The sequence below is a fragment of the Arcobacter arenosus genome, from assembly GCF_005771535.1.
Lineage (GTDB): Bacteria > Campylobacterota > Campylobacteria > Campylobacterales > Arcobacteraceae > Halarcobacter > Halarcobacter arenosus.
The window spans coordinates 1-21,669 of sequence record NZ_VANU01000009.1; the positions used below are offsets into that span (position 1 = coordinate 1).

Annotated in this window: 16 protein-coding genes; all 16 read right to left on the reverse strand. The window is 29.8% G+C overall.

What is annotated here, in order from left to right:
* Window positions 1–144: 144 nt before the first annotated feature.
* Window positions 145–1,797: an acetolactate synthase large subunit gene (locus FDK22_RS15180; RefSeq protein ID WP_138153840.1), complete on the reverse strand. Its 1,653-nt coding sequence runs from the start codon at window positions 1,795–1,797 to the stop codon at window positions 145–147.
* Window positions 1,798–2,002: 205 nt separating this feature from the next.
* Window positions 2,003–3,031, reverse strand: coding sequence for a hypothetical protein (locus tag FDK22_RS15185; protein ID WP_138153841.1), 1,029 nt, complete (start codon window positions 3,029–3,031; stop codon window positions 2,003–2,005).
* A gap of 70 nt (window positions 3,032–3,101) precedes the next feature.
* Window positions 3,102–5,105, reverse strand: a complete 2,004-nt coding sequence (locus tag FDK22_RS15190) for a dynamin family protein (RefSeq protein WP_138153842.1) — start codon at window positions 5,103–5,105, stop codon at window positions 3,102–3,104.
* On the reverse strand, window positions 5,105–7,456 hold the full coding sequence (locus FDK22_RS15195; RefSeq protein WP_228711735.1) for a dynamin family protein: 2,352 nt from the start codon (window positions 7,454–7,456) through the stop codon (window positions 5,105–5,107). Before FDK22_RS15195 ends, FDK22_RS15190 begins: the two co-directional genes overlap by 1 nt.
* Before the next feature lie 214 nt (window positions 7,457–7,670).
* The gene (locus FDK22_RS15200) at window positions 7,671–8,414 is read right to left on the reverse strand and encodes a fumarate reductase iron-sulfur subunit (RefSeq protein ID WP_138153843.1); all 744 of its coding nucleotides are present in this window, start codon (window positions 8,412–8,414) and stop codon (window positions 7,671–7,673) included.
* Entirely contained in the window at window positions 8,414–10,399 is a 1,986-nt protein-coding gene (locus FDK22_RS15205; protein ID WP_138153844.1) for a fumarate reductase flavoprotein subunit, read from the reverse strand. Before FDK22_RS15205 ends, FDK22_RS15200 begins: the two co-directional genes overlap by 1 nt.
* Window positions 10,399–11,190 (reverse strand): fumarate reductase cytochrome b subunit, encoded by a 792-nt coding sequence (locus tag FDK22_RS15210; RefSeq protein WP_138153845.1) that lies wholly within the window; start codon window positions 11,188–11,190, stop codon window positions 10,399–10,401. The genes FDK22_RS15205 and FDK22_RS15210 overlap by 1 nt, the downstream gene beginning before the upstream one ends.
* A gap of 221 nt (window positions 11,191–11,411) precedes the next feature.
* On the reverse strand, window positions 11,412–12,917 hold the full coding sequence (locus FDK22_RS15215; RefSeq protein WP_138153846.1) for an NADH-quinone oxidoreductase subunit N: 1,506 nt from the start codon (window positions 12,915–12,917) through the stop codon (window positions 11,412–11,414).
* Window positions 12,914–14,398 carry a complex I subunit 4 family protein gene (locus FDK22_RS15220; RefSeq protein ID WP_138153847.1) on the reverse strand — a complete coding sequence of 495 codons (1,485 nt, stop codon included), beginning with the start codon at window positions 14,396–14,398 and terminating at the stop codon, window positions 12,914–12,916. Before FDK22_RS15220 ends, FDK22_RS15215 begins: the two co-directional genes overlap by 4 nt.
* Before the next feature lies 1 nt (window position 14,399).
* Window positions 14,400–16,289 carry an NADH-quinone oxidoreductase subunit L gene (gene nuoL / locus FDK22_RS15225; protein ID WP_228711736.1) on the reverse strand — a complete coding sequence of 630 codons (1,890 nt, stop codon included), beginning with the start codon at window positions 16,287–16,289 and terminating at the stop codon, window positions 14,400–14,402.
* The gene (gene nuoK, locus FDK22_RS15230; protein WP_138153848.1) at window positions 16,286–16,600 is read right to left on the reverse strand and encodes an NADH-quinone oxidoreductase subunit NuoK; all 315 of its coding nucleotides are present in this window, start codon (window positions 16,598–16,600) and stop codon (window positions 16,286–16,288) included. Before nuoK ends, nuoL begins: the two co-directional genes overlap by 4 nt.
* Window positions 16,597–17,112: an NADH-quinone oxidoreductase subunit J family protein gene (locus FDK22_RS15235; RefSeq protein WP_138153849.1), complete on the reverse strand. Its 516-nt coding sequence runs from the start codon at window positions 17,110–17,112 to the stop codon at window positions 16,597–16,599. Before FDK22_RS15235 ends, nuoK begins: the two co-directional genes overlap by 4 nt.
* A complete protein-coding gene (locus FDK22_RS15240; RefSeq protein WP_138153850.1) occupies window positions 17,105–17,611 on the reverse strand; it encodes a NuoI/complex I 23 kDa subunit family protein in 507 nt (168 codons plus the stop codon). Before FDK22_RS15240 ends, FDK22_RS15235 begins: the two co-directional genes overlap by 8 nt.
* A 2-nt stretch (window positions 17,612–17,613) precedes the next feature.
* Window positions 17,614–18,888, reverse strand: a complete 1,275-nt coding sequence (locus tag FDK22_RS15245) for a complex I subunit 1/NuoH family protein (protein ID WP_138153851.1) — start codon at window positions 18,886–18,888, stop codon at window positions 17,614–17,616.
* Entirely contained in the window at window positions 18,885–20,321 is a 1,437-nt protein-coding gene (locus FDK22_RS15250) for an NADH-quinone oxidoreductase subunit G (protein WP_138153852.1), read from the reverse strand. Before FDK22_RS15250 ends, FDK22_RS15245 begins: the two co-directional genes overlap by 4 nt.
* Before the next feature lie 36 nt (window positions 20,322–20,357).
* Complete coding sequence (locus FDK22_RS15255; RefSeq protein WP_138153853.1) at window positions 20,358–21,644, reverse strand: citrate synthase; 1,287 nt, start codon at window positions 21,642–21,644, stop codon at window positions 20,358–20,360.
* Window positions 21,645–21,669 lie beyond the last annotated feature (25 nt).

The window sequence follows — 21,669 nt, forward strand, 5'->3', positions numbered from 1 at the left end:
ATCTAAGAATTTTTCATAAGCAGTATCAATTGCTTTTTGAACACCTTCTACATCTGTAAAAGGTACACTCCCTACTACTTTCCCATCAAACGGTGATGTTACTTCTATTGTACTCATTTATTTCCTTCTTCTTTAAATTTTCGATTATAACATACAAGCTTTTTTTGCTAATAGTTCATTTAAAATTGTATGGTTAAGTGAATAATCAACTGCTAAATCAATTAGGTGTACACCTTTAGAGTTTACACATTTATCTAAAGTTTCAGCAAATTCTTCACAAGATTCTGGTCTATAACCATGAGCTCCGAAAGCTTCAGCAAATTTTACAAAGTCAGGGTTTTGTAAATCAAGACCAAAGTTATCAAATCCCATACCTGATTGTTTCCATTTAATCATACCATATGCGTTGTCATTTAAGATAATACAAGTTAAATCAAGTCCTAATCTTACTGCTGTTTCTAACTCTTGGTCATTCATCATAAATCCACCATCACCACAAACTGCAACAACTTTTTTGTCTGGATTAACCATTTTTGCTGCCATTGCAGATGGAAGTCCTGCACCCATTGTTGCAAGGGCATTATCTAGTAATAAAGTATTAGGTCTTGCACATCTATAGTTTCTTGCAAACCAGATTTTATATACACCATTATCAAGTGTTACAATATCTTCATCATCTAAAATTTCTCTAATTGTTCTAACTGCTTTTTGAGGTAAAATTGGGAATCTAGTGTCTCCAAAGTATTTAGAAAGTCTTGTTCTAATTTCATCTGCAAGTCTAATATAGTAATCAAAATCCCAGTGCTCTTGTTTAGAAATAGCATTAGTAATTTGTTCCATATTTTTTGCAATATCACCTAATAGGTCCATTTGTGGGAAATATGTATCATCTACTTCAGATGGGAAAAAGTTTACATGTAATACTTTTGTTGCATCTGGTTTATTTTCCATAAAAAATGGTGGTTTTTCAATAACGTCGTGACCAACATTGATAATTAAGTCTGCTCTTTCAATTGCACAGTGAATAAAGTCATCTTTTGATAATGCAGCTGTACTTAAACATAATTTATGGTTTTCATCAATTACACCTTTACCCATTTGAGTAGAGAAGAATGGAATTCCAGTTTCGTTTACAAAATCAGTTAATGCATTTCCAATTCTACTTCTGTTTGCCCCTCCACCAATACATAATAATGGTCTTTTAGCTTTTTCAATCATTTTAACTGCATCTAAGATTGCAGATTTTTCAGCATATGGATATTTGAATTTTTGTACTGGATATACATTATCTTCTACATCTTCTTCTGCAGAAATATCTTCAGGGAATTCAATATGAACTGCACCTGGTCTTTCAGTTGTTGCAATTTTAAATGCTTCTCTAATCATAGATGGAACATTATTTCCATTTACAACTTGTTTAGCATATTTAGTCATTGGTTTCATCATACCAACGATATCAACGATTTGGAATCTTCCTTGTTTAGATTTTTTAATTGGTTTTTGACCTGTAATCATCATCATTGGCATACCACCAAGTTGTGCATAAGCTGCTGCTGTTGCAAAGTTAGTAGCTCCTGGTCCTAATGTTGAAACACATACACCAACTTTTCCTGTTAGTCTTCCGTAAGTTGCAGCCATAAAACCTGCACCTTGTTCGTGTCTTGTTAAAATTAATTTGATTTTATCTGATTTTCTAAGTGCTTCTAGTAAGTCTAGATTTTCTTCACCGGGAATACCAAAAATATATTCAACACCCTCATTTTCTAACGCCTTAATAAATAAATCTGATGCGTTCATTTTATCTCCATTTTTAATTATTTAATATATTTGGATTTTCACACAATTTGAGTTAAACAAGTGTTAAGTTTACTAATTATGTTACTAGTTTATATCTTTTTTTTGTTAAGTGCGAAGTATCGACACAATCGTAATTACAATATTATAACAAGTTTAAAATGACTATTTAATTTATATTTGTAATAAAAAAGAAAAATTAATTTGCTTATGTCTTTTTTAGTAGTGATAAGTTTGGTTTTACACTACTTCTTACATATATATAATACTCATTATTTTCATATCTAATGGAAATATATGGTATCTCTTCATGGGGGTTTTTTAAGATCCATGAGTTTGCTCTATCATATACTATTTCAGTAAAACCATGTGCTTTATATTGTTCATATAACTCTTTTTTTAAAGACTCAAAATTTGTTTTATATCTATCATCTATTGTAACTGAATGGTCATTATTTGTTGAAGATATTTGTATCTTTTTTTTAGGCTGCTCTCTATCTTTTAAATTTTCATTTAAGAGTCTTGGATTTACCAATTTGTATACACTTGATAAAGCTGAAACAAAAAAAACAGCAAGAAATACATCTAAAATAGAATAAAGAAATGATACATTTGGACCTACTATTTTAATTAAAAACTCAATTGCTATTGAATAAACAAGTCCAACAGTAAATGAAAAAATAAAAGGAAATAGTATTACCATCACAATTGTAAGTAATTTGTACCTTTTAGTTGCCCTCCAAGCATTTAAAAATCCAAATTTTTCATCACACGCACAAGCTGGAAATACTAAAGATAATCTGCTTGATAATATAATACCTAAAAATATTCCTATAAAAATTCCCACAATTGGAATCAATGAAATTAAAACTACAGGTATTGCAACAATAAAAGAATATTGAATCATTTTAAATAACATTCTAAATTCTCTAATTCCAAAAATTACAGAACCAAAAGTTGGAACAGAATCTATTCCAAGTACTGCAATACGGTGAACTGTTACAGCAATAGAGATATTAGTCATAACTAAAATAAATATAACAATTAATGGTAAAAGTAACTGATTTATATCTAAATTAGAAATATTAGTGTTATTAAGAAATTCCATAGAGATTAGTTCTGGAAATGAAAAATTTAATAAAGAGATAATAAAAGTAGGTAAAAAGAGTTTTATAAGTAACTTGTCAAAATTTTTAAATATAGAATCAAAGGTTTCAATAAAAACTTTTTTATACAAAAATAAATCCTTATAAGATAATTCTTGAAATTATATCTAAGGATTTATCAATAAGCATTTAAAGTGAAGTTTAAACTTCACTTTTTATATCTTTAATATCTTTTATCTTTTTAATATATTGCTCTTTTTTAGATTGTATAAATTCGATTCTATCATTATTTATTTCTAAATATTGATTTTTTGAATAATGAACAATTTTAAATAAGTAGTTTCTTTTTGAAGTTAAAAAATCCTCAATTTTTTCAAAACTAAAATTTGCTTTTAATTTAGTAAGAATTTCATCTTCCCTTGGATGGTATATGGTAAACTTTGTAGGTTCTTTTTCATATAGTTCAACTGATTCTGAAATTTGTTGTTCAAAATGAGCAATTGTTGCCTGTGTAGTTTGTATATATGAGTAAGACAATGCCCCATTAAAATAAGCAAACTTTTTTCTCAAAGCTGAGATATTTTCCAAAATTGCCCTATGGTAAGATCTTAAAACATTCTCATAAACTTTTGCAGCAAAGTGTCTTGTTAAAGAAAACTCAAGGTCAGAGGCAATCTCTCTATTCTTTTTAATTAGTTCATATGGTTCTTGCCATCTATGAACTTTATATTTAATTTTTCTAAATACATCTCTAAATGCTTCTGAGGTATTTAATTCAATTTGTTTTAGTTCTTTTATTGATCTTTTAAACATCTTATCTATAGTTTGGTCATCATAAAATAGATTTTTATATACATTGTCTGAATCTATCCAATATGTTTCATATTCAATCTTTTCAATGGTGTTTTTACCTAAAAAACCACTTTTTTCTTCAAATCTATTACTTTTTTGTTTTTTAATATTTTTATATGTTTCATGGGCCATTTTCTCCATAATCCCTTCTAAAGAGTTATAGATAGTAAAAAGCTCTTTTGAGTATGTTTTATGAATTTCATCAAAATCTTTTAAAATCTCCTCTTCAGAATCTTCTAAAATCTCATATAAAGAATCATAAACCCCAATAATAGTTTCATACTCTTTAACTAAAATATCACAAATACCTTTTAAGTCTTTTTTTATTGCATATTCTTTTGAATCTTTTGCTTGTGGTCTAATTGTATTATTTATAAAATCAAGAACTTTTTGTATATTTGATTCTTCAAGTAACTTATCATTGTTTGATGTATCAACGCTATTTATATTTTCAACATCTCTAAAATATTCATCAAGTCTAGAAGCAATTGATGCAACATTATCGTTTAATGATGATTTTATCTCCTGTAATAAAGTGTTTTGTTTATCTTGAATTAAAACCTCTTTGTGTAGTGATCTTGATTCAAGTGCCATTTTTGCAGAAATAGGAATAACTTCAGCAAAATATTTATCAAATTTTTCACTTACATATTTAGTAGTTGTTTCTATTTGTTCTTGGGAAAATTTATCTTTTTGATTTAAAACACATAATGATTTATTTTTGAAGTGTTCCATGTATTCTTCTAATACTTCAGCTTCAGACATTTTTCCTGCATTATCAATAAGTGTTAGCCAAATAATTCCACCTACATCTCTTAATACTTTTCTAGTTGTATCTGTATCGCTTTGAGATTGTGAGTTAAGTCCTGGAGTATCAACAAAAGAGATATCTTTTAAAATATCCATTGGTGCATATAAAGTAAGATATTTAATATCTTTCATCTCATCTTGTCTTTGATCTGTAAAATCAGCAATTGCTTCAATTGGAGCATATTCTTGAGCTCCAGAATAATATGTGATTTTTAATTTATACTCTTCTCCATAATTTATAAAATTTACCTTTGAAGTAACTGGAGTAATACCAGTTGGTAAAATATTCCTTGAAAGTAGGGCATTTAAAAAAGTTGATTTACCCGATGAAAATTGTCCAGTAATTGCAACTTCCATAGGGTATCTTGCCCGTCTAATTTGTTTATCTAAAATTTGTCTTAATTGAACAGAAGGAAGAAACTTTTCATCAAGTAGTTTGTCTTTTACTCTTTTTATATCTCCAACTAATCCCTCTTCATATACTGTTTTTTCAGCAACGAATTTTGAATTATACTCTTTTACAAAATCACTTAATATACTCATTATTTAAGTCCTTTGCTAATATTTTCTAATCTTTTAATTTTTTTATGAATTTCGATAGTTAACTCTTCTTTGTTTAATTCTTTCTCTTCAAAATTAGCTAATCTATCTTGTAAAGATTTTTCATCTTTTTTTAGTTTGTGTTCAAAAACTTTTAAAGGTTCTGAAATCTGAGTAAAGAAATTATCAATCAAGATATTTGAAATATCATTTGCCTTTTCTTTAATACTTTTTTCTATTGCTTCAAATTCATCTTTAATATGTGTTTCAATTTTTCTATCTAATTCTGGAAGTTTATTAGCTTTTGAGTTTTTTACTTCATTTGTAATTTTTCCAATTAAAACCTCGTTTGAAGAGGTTAAAAATCCAGATTTAAAATCGTCTTGGAAAAATCCTCTTGCATCAAAATTATCATTTTTGTGACCTAACACAAACCCTAGGTCTTGATATTTTTGTTCACAAATTTCACCAATGCTTTGGCTTTTTTTGATAAATTTGTATCTATAATCTCTAATTACATCAATGATTCCATCTTTTATTGCCGTTTCTATAATTGTTTTAATTCTTGAACTTTCTGGTCTTTTTTTAGTTTTTTCATAAGAGTATTTAACATCATTAAATACCCTTTGTTTAATTATATTTTTTAAATCTAGTAATTCTGTTGTTAAAAAAGTTTCTAAAGTTTCAAGATAGTTTTTTGCATCATTCTTGTAAAGATTAATATCTTCATTTAAACTTGCAAATATTCTTTTATTTGTTTCTTTTTTCTTAGTAAACTCATCTAAATCTGCTTCAAGTTCTTCTTTTGATTTATTTAATAAAATAAGTTCATAATTGTATGATTTTATCTCTTTTGTGATAGTTTTTAAAACTTGAGATTTAGCCCCTTTTATAATTAAATCTGATTTTGAAGATTCTGTACCAAATAAAGTATCATTTAAATACTCTTCAATCTCTAAAATTCCAGTATCTTCAAGTTTAAATCCTGCGTCTAAAGCCTCCTTTTCTCTGCCTGTTCTATGTAAAAGTGCCATTTTCCCAGAAATGGGGATAAATTTAATATGCTCTAAAACATAGTCTAATTTACTATCTTTATTTTGTTTTTTTAGTTGTATCTTAATTGAAGATTTTGTATAGTTAATAACTTCTTGAAGTTGTTCTTTTGATACTGTATCTGCTCTTGTTATTACAATTAATAGTTTTGTAATATTTTGATATAGAAGTGAATCAATAATAAACTCTACATCTTTTAAGGTTGCACTTTGACTTACATTCATTAAGTGAATCATTAAATCGCATTGTGCTAAATACTCTTTTGTTATCTCTTCCCTTTGAATTACTGGGTCATCAAGTCCTGGTGTATCAACTATTTCAATACTGTCATTTAAAAAATTTAAGTCTGATTTTAATTCAACATATTTAATTAAATTACATTTTTTTCCACTAGCTTCTGCTGATGTATATAAAGCTAATTCGTTTACATTTACCTCTTGTCTAACAGATTCTTCTTGGATTAGTTCATTAAGTTCATCGCCAAATATTTTTTTAGTTTCATTAACAAACTCTTTTATTGATTCAATAGACTCAGCTGTTTTTTCTATTCTATCCCATTCATTTTTATTCCAATAAAATACATTAGCTGATGGTTTTCCGTGTTTTACAATTGTTAAGTTTGCTGTTTCAGGAACAACGGCACTTCCTAATAATTCTTGCCCCATAAGTGCATTTAACATTGTAGATTTACCTGCGTTCATTACACCTGTAATTCCAATTGAAAATTTTTGATTATTTAAATAAGTTTTAGCTTCTTTTAATTCATCAATAAAATCTTTTGTAGCAAATAGTTCTTCAAGTTCATTTATTGTTGTATCTAATTCAAGTTTTGCTTCATTAAAAGGTTTTTTCTCATATGTTTTTTCATTGTCAAAATCATTAAAAGAATCTTCTTCTGCTAAATTTAATTCATTTGGATCAAACAGTGATACAAGTTTGTTATATTCAAAACTTCCAATAATTTTTTCTTTATTTAGGTATTTAAAACTATTATGCATAGTTTTTATATGTGAGTTTTTTGTGTCATCTTTAATAGCATCAATTAAACAAAATTGTAATTGATATAAATCATCAACAGATTTTACTTCTTTATTTGTTACTTGAGAAACAAGTTTTTGGAAATTTTCTAATGTAGAATATTTTTCATATGCTTTTTTATTTGTAGATAATATCAATGACGCAATATCAAAAAAACTATTCTCATCTTTTTTTTCATTTGTTCCATAAGTTGTTGTTTGCTCAATATCATTAATTCCATGATAAAGTAAAAAGTAATCTTTTGCTAAACTCAATTCATCCATCCTTACTTGCACCTTTTGTATTAAAATGTGCAATTATATATTTGTTAAATGACTTTAAACAGATTTATTCTAATAATTAAAATCAAATAATCTTTTATAAAAATTAATTATGAAAATTAATTTTTTTATCCCTAGAAATGCAAAAAGCCAATTACTCCTAAAAGTAATTGACTTTTTGTATTGTTTTTATATGAGAGGAATTCCTCTCATATAATTATCTTAATGCTACTAGTTTTCTTCTTAAGTAAGCAATTTTATTTTGTAATGGTAAGTGTTTTGGACAGTGGTCTTCACAAGCTAGTAATGACATACATCCAAAGATACCATCATCATCTCCGATTAATTCGTAGAAGTCTTCAGCAGTTCTTTTATCATGTGGGTCAACTTCAAATCTTGCAACTCTGTTCATTCCAACTGGTCCAACAAAGTTTGGTCTCATTAACATAGTACCACAAGAAGCAACACAGATACCACATTCAATACATCTATCTAATTCAAATGTTTCATCTGCAACTTCTGGCTCAATTCTTTCTTCCATTTTAGAAATATCAACTTTATGGCTTTCATCATTGTCAACAATCCAAGACTCAACTCTTTTTGACATTGCATCCATCCATTTACCAGTATTAACAGATAAATCTTTAATTAATTCAAATGCTGGCATTGGAAGTAGAGTTAATTTTCCTTCTGGATAGTTTGCAACTAGAGTTCTACAAGCAAGTGCTGGTTTACCATTTACAACCATACCACAAGAACCACAAATTCCTGCTCTACAAACAAAGTCAAAAGATAAATCTGGATCCATTGTTTCTCTAATTTTCATTAAAGCAATAAATAGTGTCATCCCTGGAGTTTCTTCTAATTTATAATCCACATAATGAGGTTTAGAAATTTTACTTCTTGGATTAAATTTAAGTACTGAAATTGTTATTTCTCTACCTTTTTTAACTTCGCTCATTATTTGTCTCCTGCTCTTTCATTTTTCTCTTTATAGTTCATTGGTAATTCAAATGGCATTAATGCATCTTGAATCTCATGTCTATCTTTACCTTCTGCTTGCATTTTTTCAGTAATAGAATCAACTTCTTCTTGTCTTTTTGCAGAAAGTTCATTTTCAATAATCATACCCTTAGCACCATATCCTCTAAATGCTGGAGGCATCTCCATTTTCATAATGTCTAAGTCTGCGTACTCAATTGTTGGCTCTAAATCATCTTTATTTGGCCAAGTACATAAAGTTCTATTCATCCAGTTTGCATCATCTCTTTTTAGATAATCTTCTCTATAGTGTGCACCTCTAGATTCTGTTCTATCTCTAGCACCTTTAGCAACACATAATGCAACTTTTAACATTTTTGGAACTCTATATGCTTCATCAAGTTCTGGGTTACCAGCTTTTTCTTTAGATTTAACAGTGATTTGTTTAGTTTTTTGTAATAACTCTTTTAACTCTTCAACTGCCTCAGCTAATGGTTCACCAGATCTAAAGATACCAACTTTTTCGTCCATTAATTCTTGCATTCTATTTTTGATTCTGAAGATATCTTCATTTCCATTGTAAGATAAAATCTCATCAATATATGCTTCTTGCTCATCAACAAATTTTTGAATTGTAGCAGTTGGAATTGTTACATCATTTTCTAAACAATAATCAGCAAAATAGTTACCAATAATCATACCTGCAACAACTGTTTCAGATACTGAGTTTCCACCAAGTCTATTAAATCCATGCATATCCCAACATGCAGCTTCACCACAAGCAAATAAACCAGATAATCTAGTTGTTTCACCAGTTGGTTTAGTTCTAATACCACCCATAGAGTAGTGTTGCATTGGAAGAACTGGAGCCCATCCTTTTGGTCCCTCATCAGCTGGATCAATACCATTAAAGATTTGACAAATCTCTTGAACGTCTCTTAAGTTTCTTTCAATGTGTGCTCTTCCTAAAATAGAAATATCTAACCAAACGTGATAACCATATGGAGAAGGTACACCTTTACCATTTCTAATATGCTCAATCATTCTTCTTGAAACAACGTCTCTTGAAGCAAGTTCTTTTTTCTCTGGCTCATAATCAGGCATAAATCTGTGACCGTCAACATCTCTTAAGATACCACCATCACCTCTACAACCTTCAGTTAATAAAATACCTGATGGTACAATTGGTGTTGGGTGAAATTGAACAGCTTCCATATTTGATAAAGTAGCAATACCAGTTTCAAGTGCAATAGCAGCACCTGTACCTTCACAAATTACTGCATTTGTAGTTTGTCTAAATACTCTTCCATATCCACCAGTTGCAATACAAGTTCCCTTTGCAACATAAGCTTCTAGTTCACCAGTAATTAAATCTCTAACTACTGCACCATAACATCTACCATCTTCATGGATAATTGAAAGTGCTTCTTTTCTATCTCTAATATCAACATCATGTTTTAATGCTTCATTTGCAACACCAAATAACATTGTATGTCCAGTTGCATCTGCTGTATAACATGTTCTCCATTTTTTTGTTCCACCAAAGTCTCTTGAGTGGATTAATCCATGTCTATCTTCATCTTCAGTAATAGTTGTTTTTTTAGCATTAATAACTGCTTCTCTAGTACCAGCTTTTACTCTAGTCCAAGGCACACCCCAAGAAGCTAACTCTCTAATAGCTTTTGGTGCAGTGTGTACGAACATTCTTGCAACTTCTTGGTCACATCCCCAGTCAGAACCTTTTACTGTATCCGCAAAGTGTAAATCCTCATTATCTCCATCAGACATTTTAGAGTTACCTAAAGATGCTTGCATTCCACCTTGAGCAGCTGCAGAGTGTGATCTTTTTACTGGAACTAATGATAAAACAGTAGTACTTAAACCTTTTTTCTGAGCAGCAACAGCAGCTCTAAGTCCAGCTAATCCTCCACCAATAACTAACGCATCACAATAATTAATTTTCATTATGCAACTCTCCCATCATTTATTTTTAATTCAATAACTTGTGCAGTTGGAGTATATCTTTCACCAACTTTTCCTGCTTGTGCATTTTCATAACCGATTTTCATATATGCTGCAAGTGTAGCAAATCCTAAAATCAAGAAAAACCAAGTTAAAGCTTTTTTATAAGTTTTTAATTTTTTTCTTGTAGCTTTTGGATCATCACCATCAAACCATCCCCATTTAACAGCAAGTCTATATAATCCAATTGTTCCATGGAATTCCACAGCTAATAATAAAAGAATATATAAAGGCCACATCCAGTTAGACCAAACTCTATCTGCACTTGCATATGGTCCAATTGCATCTGCTTGTGTCATGATAATATAAATATGAACAGAACCTAAGAAGAACATTGCAAAACCAGTAAATGCTTGAATAAACCATAACTTAGTATCTTCATGTCCCATGTTGTCAGCATGTGCTTTCATTACTTGATATTGTTTAAAGTTACCTGGTAACTTTCTCATACCCATTGCTGCGTGTGTAATAAATATTACAAAAATTACAAATGCAAGAATTGATACTAATAATGGCTCTCCTCCATCAAAAATAAAGCTCGCTTCAAAGAATTTTGTAACTGCGTACATAAAATCTTTACTTACTAAAATTGAAGAAACCATAAACATGTGTCCCCACATGAAAAGACCTAAAAATAATCCCGTTGCACTTTGAATATAATCAAGCTTTGCTGGAACCCTACTTTTTTTTCTCTCTACAGTCTTACCTAAATAACCTTCTATTAGGTCACTCATTTGACATCCTTTCCTATTGATTTTTGATTGATTTTAATAGCATCAGTATAGCTAAAAACACCTTATTTTGGTAAATTGTTATATGTCAAAGTTATGTACAAATGTTGTGCATTATGAGCAAAAAGATATAAAAAAGCCCCTTTTCAGGGGCTTTTTAAATTGTTAAGAAAGTATACATAATTTAAAAAAATTATGCATATGTGTTACATATCAACACATCATTATTTAATAAATAATGACTGTATTGATAGTTGAGTTAATTCAATTAAAGAATCTATATTTAATACTGGTATAAAGAACACTATAGCACTACCAATACCACCTAAAACAGTCAAGATTGCTAAGAATGCAATTGCATATGTTGAAACTCTTTTATCATTGAAGTCATTTGTTAAACATTCTTCTTTTGTTGGATAAAAATACATCATAGCAATAAGTCTAAAGTAATAGTAAACTGATACAAATGTAGCAATAATTGCTAAGATTGCAAGTGCCGCATATCCTGCATTAATTGCTTCAGTAAATACATAAAATTTACCAATAAATCCTATTGTTGAAGGGATACCTGCAAGTGAGAATAAAAATATTGTCATCATTGCAGCTAAGAATGGTCTCTCTTTAGCTAAACCTTTGAAATCATCGTAAGTAACTCTAACTTTAGTATCAGAGATAATATGTGAAATAATACCAAATGAACCTAGAGCAGATAAAAGGTAAGCAATTAGATAAAATACAGTTGCATATGCTGCATCAATATTTTGACCTAAAGCTATAAATGCTAATAATAGATACCCTGTATGAACAATTGATGATGCCGCTAACATTCTTTTGATAATTTTTTGTGTAATTGCCAGCCAAGTACCAAATACAAGTGTAAAAATAATAATTACATAAAGGACACCATCCCAGAAATCAATCATTGGTTCAACACCTTGTAATATTGCTCTTAAGAAGAAAGAGAAAATTGCAATTTTAAATGTTGATGCCATAAATGCTGTAATAATCATAGGTGCACCTCTATATACATCTAGAACCCATGATTGGAATGGGAAAGCAGAAATTTTAAATAGGAATGTAAATAAAATTAATGTTAATCCAATATATACAAGACTTAAATCACCATTTTGGTTAGCTGAAATAAAAGCTGCTAAATCTGTTAAATTTGTTGTTTGCGCTGCACCGTAAACTAAAACAACACCTAATAAATAGAAAGCTCCAATAAAAGAACCTAAAACTAAATATTTGAAAATTGCTTCTACTCTTCTACTATCTTCTGAGTTATAACCAACCATAATATAAACTGCAAAAGAAGCAATCTCTAATGCAATATAAGCAGTTATAAGTTCATTTGCATTTGCTAATAACATCATTCCAAATAAAGCAAATAATAAAATTGAGAAAAACTCACCTTTAAAATAAGTTCTATGTTGGAAATAGTGTTCACCAATTAATAATGTTAATAGAGTACCTAAAATAAGTAATACATTAAAGAAGTTTGAAAATGTATCAAAAATTAAAACACCATTAAAAACTGAATCATATGGTTTAATTGAAAAACTTTCTCCAAATGGTATAAATGACATTATTAATGCAGCAACTAAGATTACAGAAGAAGTTGCAATATATGTTTTTGTTGAGAATTTACTCTCATACATACTCATAAACATCAAAGCAAGAGCTGCTACTAAAACAGTTAATACTGGTAATATTTGAATTAATTCGCTCATTTTGCCGCTCCAATGTGTAAAATATCATTTAAATAGTGAGTTACTGTTGGTTCAAATTTATCTAAGAAAACATCTGGATAAATACCCATTAAGAATACTAAAATTACCCATGGAGTTAATCCAACAATCTCTTTAATTTTTAAATCTCTAAATTTTAAATCTTCACCAGATTCTCTTTTTACTAAGATTGCTCTTTGGAACATCCATAACATATATGAAGCTCCAATAATAACTGTAACTGCTGAAATATATCCTAATGTATGATTAAACTCATAAATACCAAATATAATCAATAATTCTGAAACAAATCCATTTGTTCCTGGTAAACCAACATTTGCAAAAAGCATAATTGCAAAAATTGTTGTAAAAATTGGTGATTGTTTTGCTAATCCACCTAAATCTTTAATTGTTTTATATCCAGTTTCATCATGAATTATTCCAACTAATAAAAATAGAGCACCAGTTGCAATTGCGTGAGCAATAATTAAATACAATGCTCCGTTGATACCAAACTCATTTAGTGAGAAGATACCTGCTGCAATAAAACTTAAGTGTGATGCTGATGAGTATGCAAACATTCTTTTAATATCATCTTGCATAAGTGCAGCAATACCAAAGTAAATAAGTCCAAATAAACCAATAAATACAAACCATGTTGAGAATTCAACATAGATATCTGGGAAAATTGGAATCATAAATCTTACAATTGCATAAACACCAAGTTTAGCCATAATTGAAGATAATAAGAAAACTGCACCAGTTGGAGCATTTTTATATGTTTCCATAATCCATGTATGTAATGGGAAAATTGGAATTTTAATAGCAAAAGCTGAAAGGAATGCTAAAAATAACCAGATTCTTTCATTATATCCAATTGATGTAATTTGAGTTAAAGAATCGTATTGGAATGACCATTGTCCAAACTCATTAAAATATGCAACTCCAAGATATAAAATTGCTACAAACATTAAAAGTGAACCTAACATTGTATATACAGTTACTTTAATAGTTGTAAATACTTTATCTCCAAATCCATAAATACCAATCATTAAGAAAACTGGTAAAAGCATAACTTCCCAGAAGAAATAGAATAAAATTACATCTAAAGATAATAATGCACCAGTTACACCAGTTTGAACTAGTAACATATTAACCCAGTAACCTTTTGTTCTACCCTCCCAAAGCATTAAGTAAGCTGTAGGAATTAAAATAGCAATCATCATTAAAATTGTTAATGAGAAACCATCAACACCAATATAGTAATTAATTCCATAAGATGCTATCCATGGAGTATTAGTTACGAACTGCATACCTGCACTTGGTTCAAAATCAATATATAGTTTTAAAACAAGTGCTAATATAACTGTAGTAGTTAGAAAAGCAATATTTCTAACTGTTTCTACATGCTTTGTAGTAATCATTAAACCAAATGCTACTACAGCTGGTAAAAATATGATAAACGATAATATATCTGCACTCATCTTATAATCCTAACGAAATATATAAATATATAAATACACAACTCATACCAACAAGCATGAAGGCTGCATAAAATCTAACATTTGCATTTTGTAATGTTGCAACTTTTTTACCAAATTCAACGAATTGGTTACAAGCACCCATAATAAATCCATCAATAATTTTCATATCGATAGTTTTGTCAATAAAAGTTGCAAGTTTTTGTGATGATTTAACAAATACAAAATCGTATAACTCATCGATGTAGAATTTATTAGCAATAATACCTTCTTCACTTTCAGGTTTGTTAATATCAAAGTTTGCGTACTTTTTATATGCTACAAAGATACCAGCTGCTGCTACAAGTACTGAAACAATCATTAAGATATATTCAGTTGCATGAGACATATGTAGTTCAATTGAATTTGTTTGTGCTAACCAAGTATCAACCATATGCTCACCACCTAATACTGTTGGTAAATTTAAGAATCCTGCTCCAACTGCTCCAACTGCTAAGATTAGTAGTGGAATTGTAATAGTTGGTGAAGTTCTAACATAAGGTTTTGCATGATTATTTGGAGCTACAAATAAAATAAAATACATTCTAAACATATAAAATGCAGTTAAAAATGCTGTAAACATACCAATTGCCCAAATTAAGTATTGACCCTCTTGGAAAGCAGCTGCTAAAATTGCATCTTTTGAGAAGAATCCAGAAAATGGTGGAATACCTGAAATAGCAATTACACCAATTAAAAATGTAATACCAATGATTGGTAGATTAACTCTATGTTGTGCCATTTTAAAAATGTTTTGTTCATGGTGTAAGGCTATAATCATACCTCCAGCTCCCATGAATAACATAGCTTTAAAGAAAGCATGAGTTAGTACGTGGAATAAACCAGAACTGTAAAAACCAAGACCAACAGCAATAAACATATATCCTAATTGAGACATAGTCGAGTATGCAAGAATCTTTTTAATATCTTGTTGTCTTGTTGCAATAACTGCTGCAAGTAATGCTGAAAATGCACCAATATAAGCAATAAATGTACCAATCTCTTCAATTCCACTATATAAGAAATGGAATCTTGCAACCATATAAACCCCTGCTGTTACCATTGTAGCGGCATGGATAAGTGCTGAAATTGGAGTAGGTCCTGCCATTGCATCAGGAAGCCATACATATAATGGAATCTGTGCTGATTTACCCATAGCTCCAACAAATAATAAGAAACCTGAAAGTGCAAGAAGTTCAGGACTTGCATTTGCAATATTTGCTTGTAATGAACCAAAGCTTAAATCAACTTGTCCTAATGCAAAGAATAAAGTAACAATACCTAAGATAAATCCGAAGTCACCAACTCTGTTTGCGATAAATGCTTTGTTACCAGCAATTACGTTTTCTGATTCAGAATAATAGAAGGCAATTAATAGGTATGAACAAAGACCAACACCTTCCCAACCAATGAAAAGGATAACAGGGTTATCAGCTAAAACTAAAATTAACATTGATGCTAAGAAAAGATTGAAGTAAGCAAAGAATTTACCAAAACCTTCATCTTTTGTCATATATCCAATAGCATAGATATGAATTAACCATCCAATAAATGTTACAAACATTGACATAAATATAGCTAATTTATCACCTAAAAATGCCATTGAGATATTTAAATCACCAATATTAACCCATGTAAATAGTTCTTGTTTATATGATACTCCAGTATCATACATAGTACAAAATAAACTAAGAGTTATTAAAAAGGCAATTAATGGAGTACCCGTACCAATTAATGAGAATACAATTTCTGGAATAGGCTTTTTCTTAATATTATAAAAATATAATCCACCATTTAAAGCTGCACCTAATAGTGGAGCTAAAATAATCCAAACTAACAAAGAAGTATCAATCATGATTTTTCTCCTTGTGTCAATGTTGTAAAGATATCAGTATCAAGAGATCTTTTTGATCTATATAATAAAATGATTACTGAAAGAAAAATCGCAGCTTCTGCAGCAGCAATTGAGATTACCATAACAGTAATAATTTGTGGATCCATATTAAAATGATATCTAGCAAATGTTATAAGGAATAGATTTACTCCATTTAACATAAGCTCAATTGACATATAAATTACAAATATGTTTCTTCTTGCAATTACACCAATAACTCCAATTGAGAAAAGAATCATAGATACAAATGCATATGATGTTAAACTTATCATGAGTCTTCCTTATTTATTTTTTTTCTTTTTGCTAATACAATTGAACCTACAAGTGCAATTAAAAGTAGAATTGAGATTAACTCAAATGCTAAAATCCAATCACTGTATAAAAGTTTACCTATTGGTTTAATATCACCAAAATCACTTTCAACTATTGACATATCTGCATTAGGTAAGTTTGAAACAGCTTTTAAAATTACAACATTAAATGGAATCATAATAGCTGCACCAATTGCAATTAACGTATATTTTTTAGGCTCTTTTGGAAGAGCTTCTTCTTTAATATTAAGAAACATTAAAATAAATAAAATAAGTGTCATAATCGCACCAGCATATACAATAATTTGAACCATAAATAAAAATGTTGCATTTAATAGTGCAAATAAACCTGCAACTGATAAAATTGATACAAGTAAACCAAGTGCTGCATACATTGGGTTTTTATAAACTAACATTGCAATTCCACCAGTTATTGCAAAGAAACTAAGACCAATAAATACTAAATTAATCATTACTAAAATCCTTTGAACGCTCATAAGACATAAGTTTATCTTTGTCTACTACAAAATCTTCCCTTTTAGCGGCTGTAAAAGAAAAAATTCCAGTATCCATTCTAATTGCATCACAAGGACAAGCTTCAACACAATATCCACAGAATACACATTCTAAAAGGTCTATTTTGAATTGTTTTGGTCTTTTTTCAGCTTTACCATCAAATCTTTCTTCTGCGTCAATAAAAATACATTGAGCCGGACAAGCTGTTGCACACATATAGCAAGCAACACACTTTTCACTTCCATCATCCCATTTTGTAAGTCTATGAACACCTCTATATCTATCTGTAATATCAGTAGGCTGTTGCTCTGGGTATTGCATAGTTTTTAGTTTTGATACATCACCTAAATTTTCTTTAAAGTGTGTGAACGTAGTCTTCATACCACCAAATATTGCAGGGATATAAAGTTTATCTTTTAAAGACCTACCGTGTCTTTCTACAATTTTAATTCCCATAATTAACTCCCCATTGCTACAACAACAATTGCTGTAATTACAATATTTAAGATTGATAATGGAATTAGAACTTTCCATCCAAGCATTTGAAGTTGGTCATATCTAATTCTAAGAAGAGTCCATCTAACCCACATATAAACAAATGCCATCATAAAGAATTTAATTAAGAATGTTCCAATTTGAATCGCAGTAACAGCAATGTTTGTTCCATTTTCACCTAATCCTGTTACTAGGAACATAATTAAAACTAACATTACTAAAATCGCAATTGTCCAGAATGCTTTTAATAAAATTCCTTTTTCTTTTTGTCTACTGTCATCTTTATCTAACCAATAATAGTTTTTATTCATCCATTTTGTAAGGAAAAATAATTTAATTGGTAAAATTAATACAATTGCTAAAATTACATAATCAATATTATCTTTTAATGTAGCAGTATCTAACCATGGAACTTGATATCCACCAAAGAATAAAGTTACAATAATTGCACATGATGCTGACATAGCTGCATATTCACCAACTTGGAATAAACCAAATCTCATTGCAGAATACTCTGTATGATAACCTGCAACAATTTCAGATTCACCCTCAGCAATATCGAATGGTGTTCTATTTGTTTCAGCAAATGAAGTAACAATAAAAATTAAAGCTGCTAATGGTTGCATAAAAATACCCCAAGTTGGAATAATTCCAAAGAAAGTATCCCCTTGAGCATGTACCATATCATTTAAATGTATTGAACCATACGTTAAAAGCATTGAAATAATTGATAATGCCATTGCCGCTTCATATGAAATTACTTGAGCTGATGCTCTAATACCACCTAAAAGTCCATATTTGTTTTCAGATGAGTAACCACCTAAAATGATTCCATAAACAGAAAGACCAGCAAATGCTAAAAACCACATAATACCTAAACTAACAGGTACTGCTTGCATTGTGTAACTTATTCCATCTAATACTAAGTTATCAGCAAATGGAATAACAGCAAACGTTAAAAATGAACAAAAGAATACAATCCCTGGTGCGATTGTATATAAAAATTTGTATCTAATGTGAGCAGGTGTGAAGTCCTCTTTAAATACTAGTTTTAACATATCTGCAATTGCTTGGATTAATCCACCAAGTCTAATTCCTGCAATAGAAGCTCTATTTGGACCAGTTCTATCTTGAATAAAACCTGCAATTCTTCTTTCCCACCAAACAAATAGTGGAGTTAAACCTACTGCAAGAACTACTGCTAATGCAATGTTTACAATTAATATTACTGCATTCATATAGTTCCTTTTCCTATCATTGATTGAATATTTTCTAAAATTGAAGTTATAGTTTCCATTGGATTATCTCTATTCATTTTAGAGATTACTTTTTGTTTTATCCCTTCAAAGTTGATATATGTCCCAGATTTTTCATAGAATGATGCAACTGGGATAGCTATATCAGATTTTGAAATTGTATTAGTTTCATGAGAGAATAAAGAAACAACAGTTTTACCCTCTAAAAGTTCTAATTTATCATCAAAATATGTATTACCAAAAACTACTACAAGTGAAGCTTCATCAAGATATTTTTTAAATTCATTTTCATCTTCACTAATCTCTAATTCTTTGTAAGATGCTCTATTTGCACATTTGTCACTTTTTCTTAAATAATCATCACCAAATGTCTCATCAATATATTGTGGAGCAAATCCAGAAACATTAGCATTTACTGCTTTAGCAAAGTTTTTAACATTTGTCATCTCTTCATAAGACATATTTGGGTCTAATAAGAATAAAGTACTTTTTTCATCGATTAATAGTTTATATGTATTTGTTAAAGTATTACTAAATATAACTTCTTCACCACCAATTTTAGGTGTGTAGAATCTATTTTCAGCTTCTTTCTTATATGAAAGTCTTCCTTCATCACACATAAACCACCCGTTAACTTCTCTGTTAACTCTTGGTTTAAATCTAAAGATTTGATCATCTTTATATTTTTCTTTTCTATGATCTACTCTAATATTACAAGCTCTTGAACAACCATTACAAATTGCGTCAAAAGATTCTAAAAACCAAACTCTTTGTTTAAATCTAAAATCTTGTGAAGTTAAAGCTCCAACTGGACATAAATCTACAACGTTCATAGCATAAGGGTTATTTAAAGGTCGACCTGGGAAAGTTCCAATAACAGAATGGTCTGCTCTACTAATAACACCTAATTCATTGGTCCCTGTAATATCAGAACAGAACCTAACACATCTAGTACAAAGCACGCATCTTTCTTGGTCTAACATAACGTTACTACCAAGTTCAACTCTTTTTTTAGCTGTAACTTTTTGATTTACATCAACTCTAGCTTCATAAAAACCAGACTCCATGTAATAATCTTGAAGTTTACACTCTCCAGCTTGGTCACAAGTTGGACAGTCAATTGGATGGTTAATTAGTTCAAGTTCTAAAATATCACGCCTAACTTTTTCAATATTTTCACCTTGAGTTCTAACTACCATTCCTTCCTTTACAGGAGTATCACAGGCAATTTGAGGCCTTTTTTGACCTTCGATTTCAACCATACACATTCTACAGTTTCCATCTTTTCCTAATGCTTGGTGATAACAAAAGTGAGGAATATGAATATCTCTATCTAAAAGTGAGTCTATTAATAGACTCCCTTTAGCTGCTTCAATATCTTCCCCATTCACCGAAAATTTTACAAGTTCACTCATAATTGTGTAATCTCCTTTATTCTGACCGCTTTTATTTTATTTACCTGTATATAATTGTCTTGGTCTTGCAATTTTAGCTGTTGGGTCTTGTTTTAATTCAGACCATTGTGCTAACCATCCTGGAATTCTTCCAATAACGAAAATAGGCGTAAACATCTCTACTGGAATTTTAAGAGCAGTTAAAATTACACCTGAGTAGAAGTCAATATTTGGATATAAACCTCTTTCTTTGAAGTAATCATCACTTAAAGCTGCTTCTTCAACTGCCGATGCAATATCAAGAAGTTTAGAATCAAGGTTTAGCTCTTCTTTTAATTTATCTTGTAATCTTTTTAATTCTTGAGCTCTTGGGTCTCTATTTTTATAAACTCTGTGTCCAAATCCCATAAGTCTAAATGGATCATTTTTATCTTTTGCTTTTGCAATATAAGTTGGTACATTTTTAACATCACCAATTAATTGTAATTGATCCATAACTTTTTCATTTGCTCCACCGTGAGCAGAACCCCAAAGTGCTGCTATACCAGAAGCAATTGCAACATAAGGGTGAGCTTCTGTAGAACCAACATTTCTAACTGTAGTTGTAGAAGCGTTTTGTTCGTGATCTGCATGTAAAGTTAAAATAGCATCAAGGGCATCAACTTCAACTTGTTTAATCTCTTCATGTAATCCATTTCCAAGATTTTTTAGTTTACCACCTGGATAAGCTCTTAACATATATAAGAAGTTTTCAGTGAAATATCTATCAATATCTGGATAGATCATTGGAACACCTCTAGAGTTTCTAAATGCCATAGCTGCAATAGTTGGCATTTTTGCTAAGATTCTTCTTCTCATTATTTTAAACTCTTCTTCATTTTCTAAGTTTAAATGATCTTTATATATTGTAGCAAGAGCCATAGTAGCTGCACCCATAGTTGCCATTGGATGTGCATGATCTGGTAATGCATCAAATAATCTTAAAATACCTTCATCTAAAAATGATCTATGTCTAATCTCTAGGTCAAAATCTTTTGATTCTTGTTCAGTTGGAAGATTTCCTCTAAATAGTAAATAACAAACATCTAGGTATGATCTTTTACCTGCTAACTCTTCAATTGGGATACCTCTATATCTAAGCTCAGAGTTTTCCCCATCAATAAATGTGATTTTAGAATCACAAGATGCTGTAGATGTGTAACCAGGATCATATGTAAACATTCCTGAATCTTTATAAAATGATCTAATATCAACTACATCTGGTCCTCTTGTACCTTTTAAAATATCATACTCAAAAGATCTGCCATCTCTATTATCTGTTAACGTAAAAGTATTCTTTCCCATATTATCTCCTTAATTTTTACTTTTT

Coding starts and splice junctions, on each gene's coding strand:
- FDK22_RS15200 (WP_138153843.1), bottom strand. CDS start 8,414: ATGAGCGAAGTTAAAAAAGGTAGAGAAATAACAATTTCAGTACTTAAA.
- FDK22_RS15220 (WP_138153847.1), bottom strand. CDS start 14,398: ATGAGTGCAGATATATTATCGTTTATCATATTTTTACCAGCTGTAGTA.
- nuoL (WP_228711736.1), bottom strand. CDS start 16,289: ATGATTGATACTTCTTTGTTAGTTTGGATTATTTTAGCTCCACTATTA.
- FDK22_RS15215 (WP_138153846.1), bottom strand. CDS start 12,917: ATGAGCGAATTAATTCAAATATTACCAGTATTAACTGTTTTAGTAGCA.
- FDK22_RS15205 (WP_138153844.1), bottom strand. CDS start 10,399: ATGAAAATTAATTATTGTGATGCGTTAGTTATTGGTGGAGGATTAGCT.
- FDK22_RS15255 (WP_138153853.1), bottom strand. CDS start 21,644: ATGGGAAAGAATACTTTTACGTTAACAGATAATAGAGATGGCAGATCT.
- nuoK (WP_138153848.1), bottom strand. CDS start 16,600: ATGATAAGTTTAACATCATATGCATTTGTATCTATGATTCTTTTCTCA.
- FDK22_RS15180 (WP_138153840.1), bottom strand. CDS start 1,797: ATGAACGCATCAGATTTATTTATTAAGGCGTTAGAAAATGAGGGTGTT.
- FDK22_RS15235 (WP_138153849.1), bottom strand. CDS start 17,112: ATGATTAATTTAGTATTTATTGGTCTTAGTTTCTTTGCAATAACTGGT.
- FDK22_RS15195 (WP_228711735.1), bottom strand. CDS start 7,456: ATGGATGAATTGAGTTTAGCAAAAGATTACTTTTTACTTTATCATGGA.
- FDK22_RS15190 (WP_138153842.1), bottom strand. CDS start 5,105: ATGAGTATATTAAGTGATTTTGTAAAAGAGTATAATTCAAAATTCGTT.
- FDK22_RS15245 (WP_138153851.1), bottom strand. CDS start 18,888: ATGAATGCAGTAATATTAATTGTAAACATTGCATTAGCAGTAGTTCTT.
- FDK22_RS15240 (WP_138153850.1), bottom strand. CDS start 17,611: ATGGGAATTAAAATTGTAGAAAGACACGGTAGGTCTTTAAAAGATAAA.
- FDK22_RS15250 (WP_138153852.1), bottom strand. CDS start 20,321: ATGAGTGAACTTGTAAAATTTTCGGTGAATGGGGAAGATATTGAAGCA.
- FDK22_RS15210 (WP_138153845.1), bottom strand. CDS start 11,190: ATGAGTGACCTAATAGAAGGTTATTTAGGTAAGACTGTAGAGAGAAAA.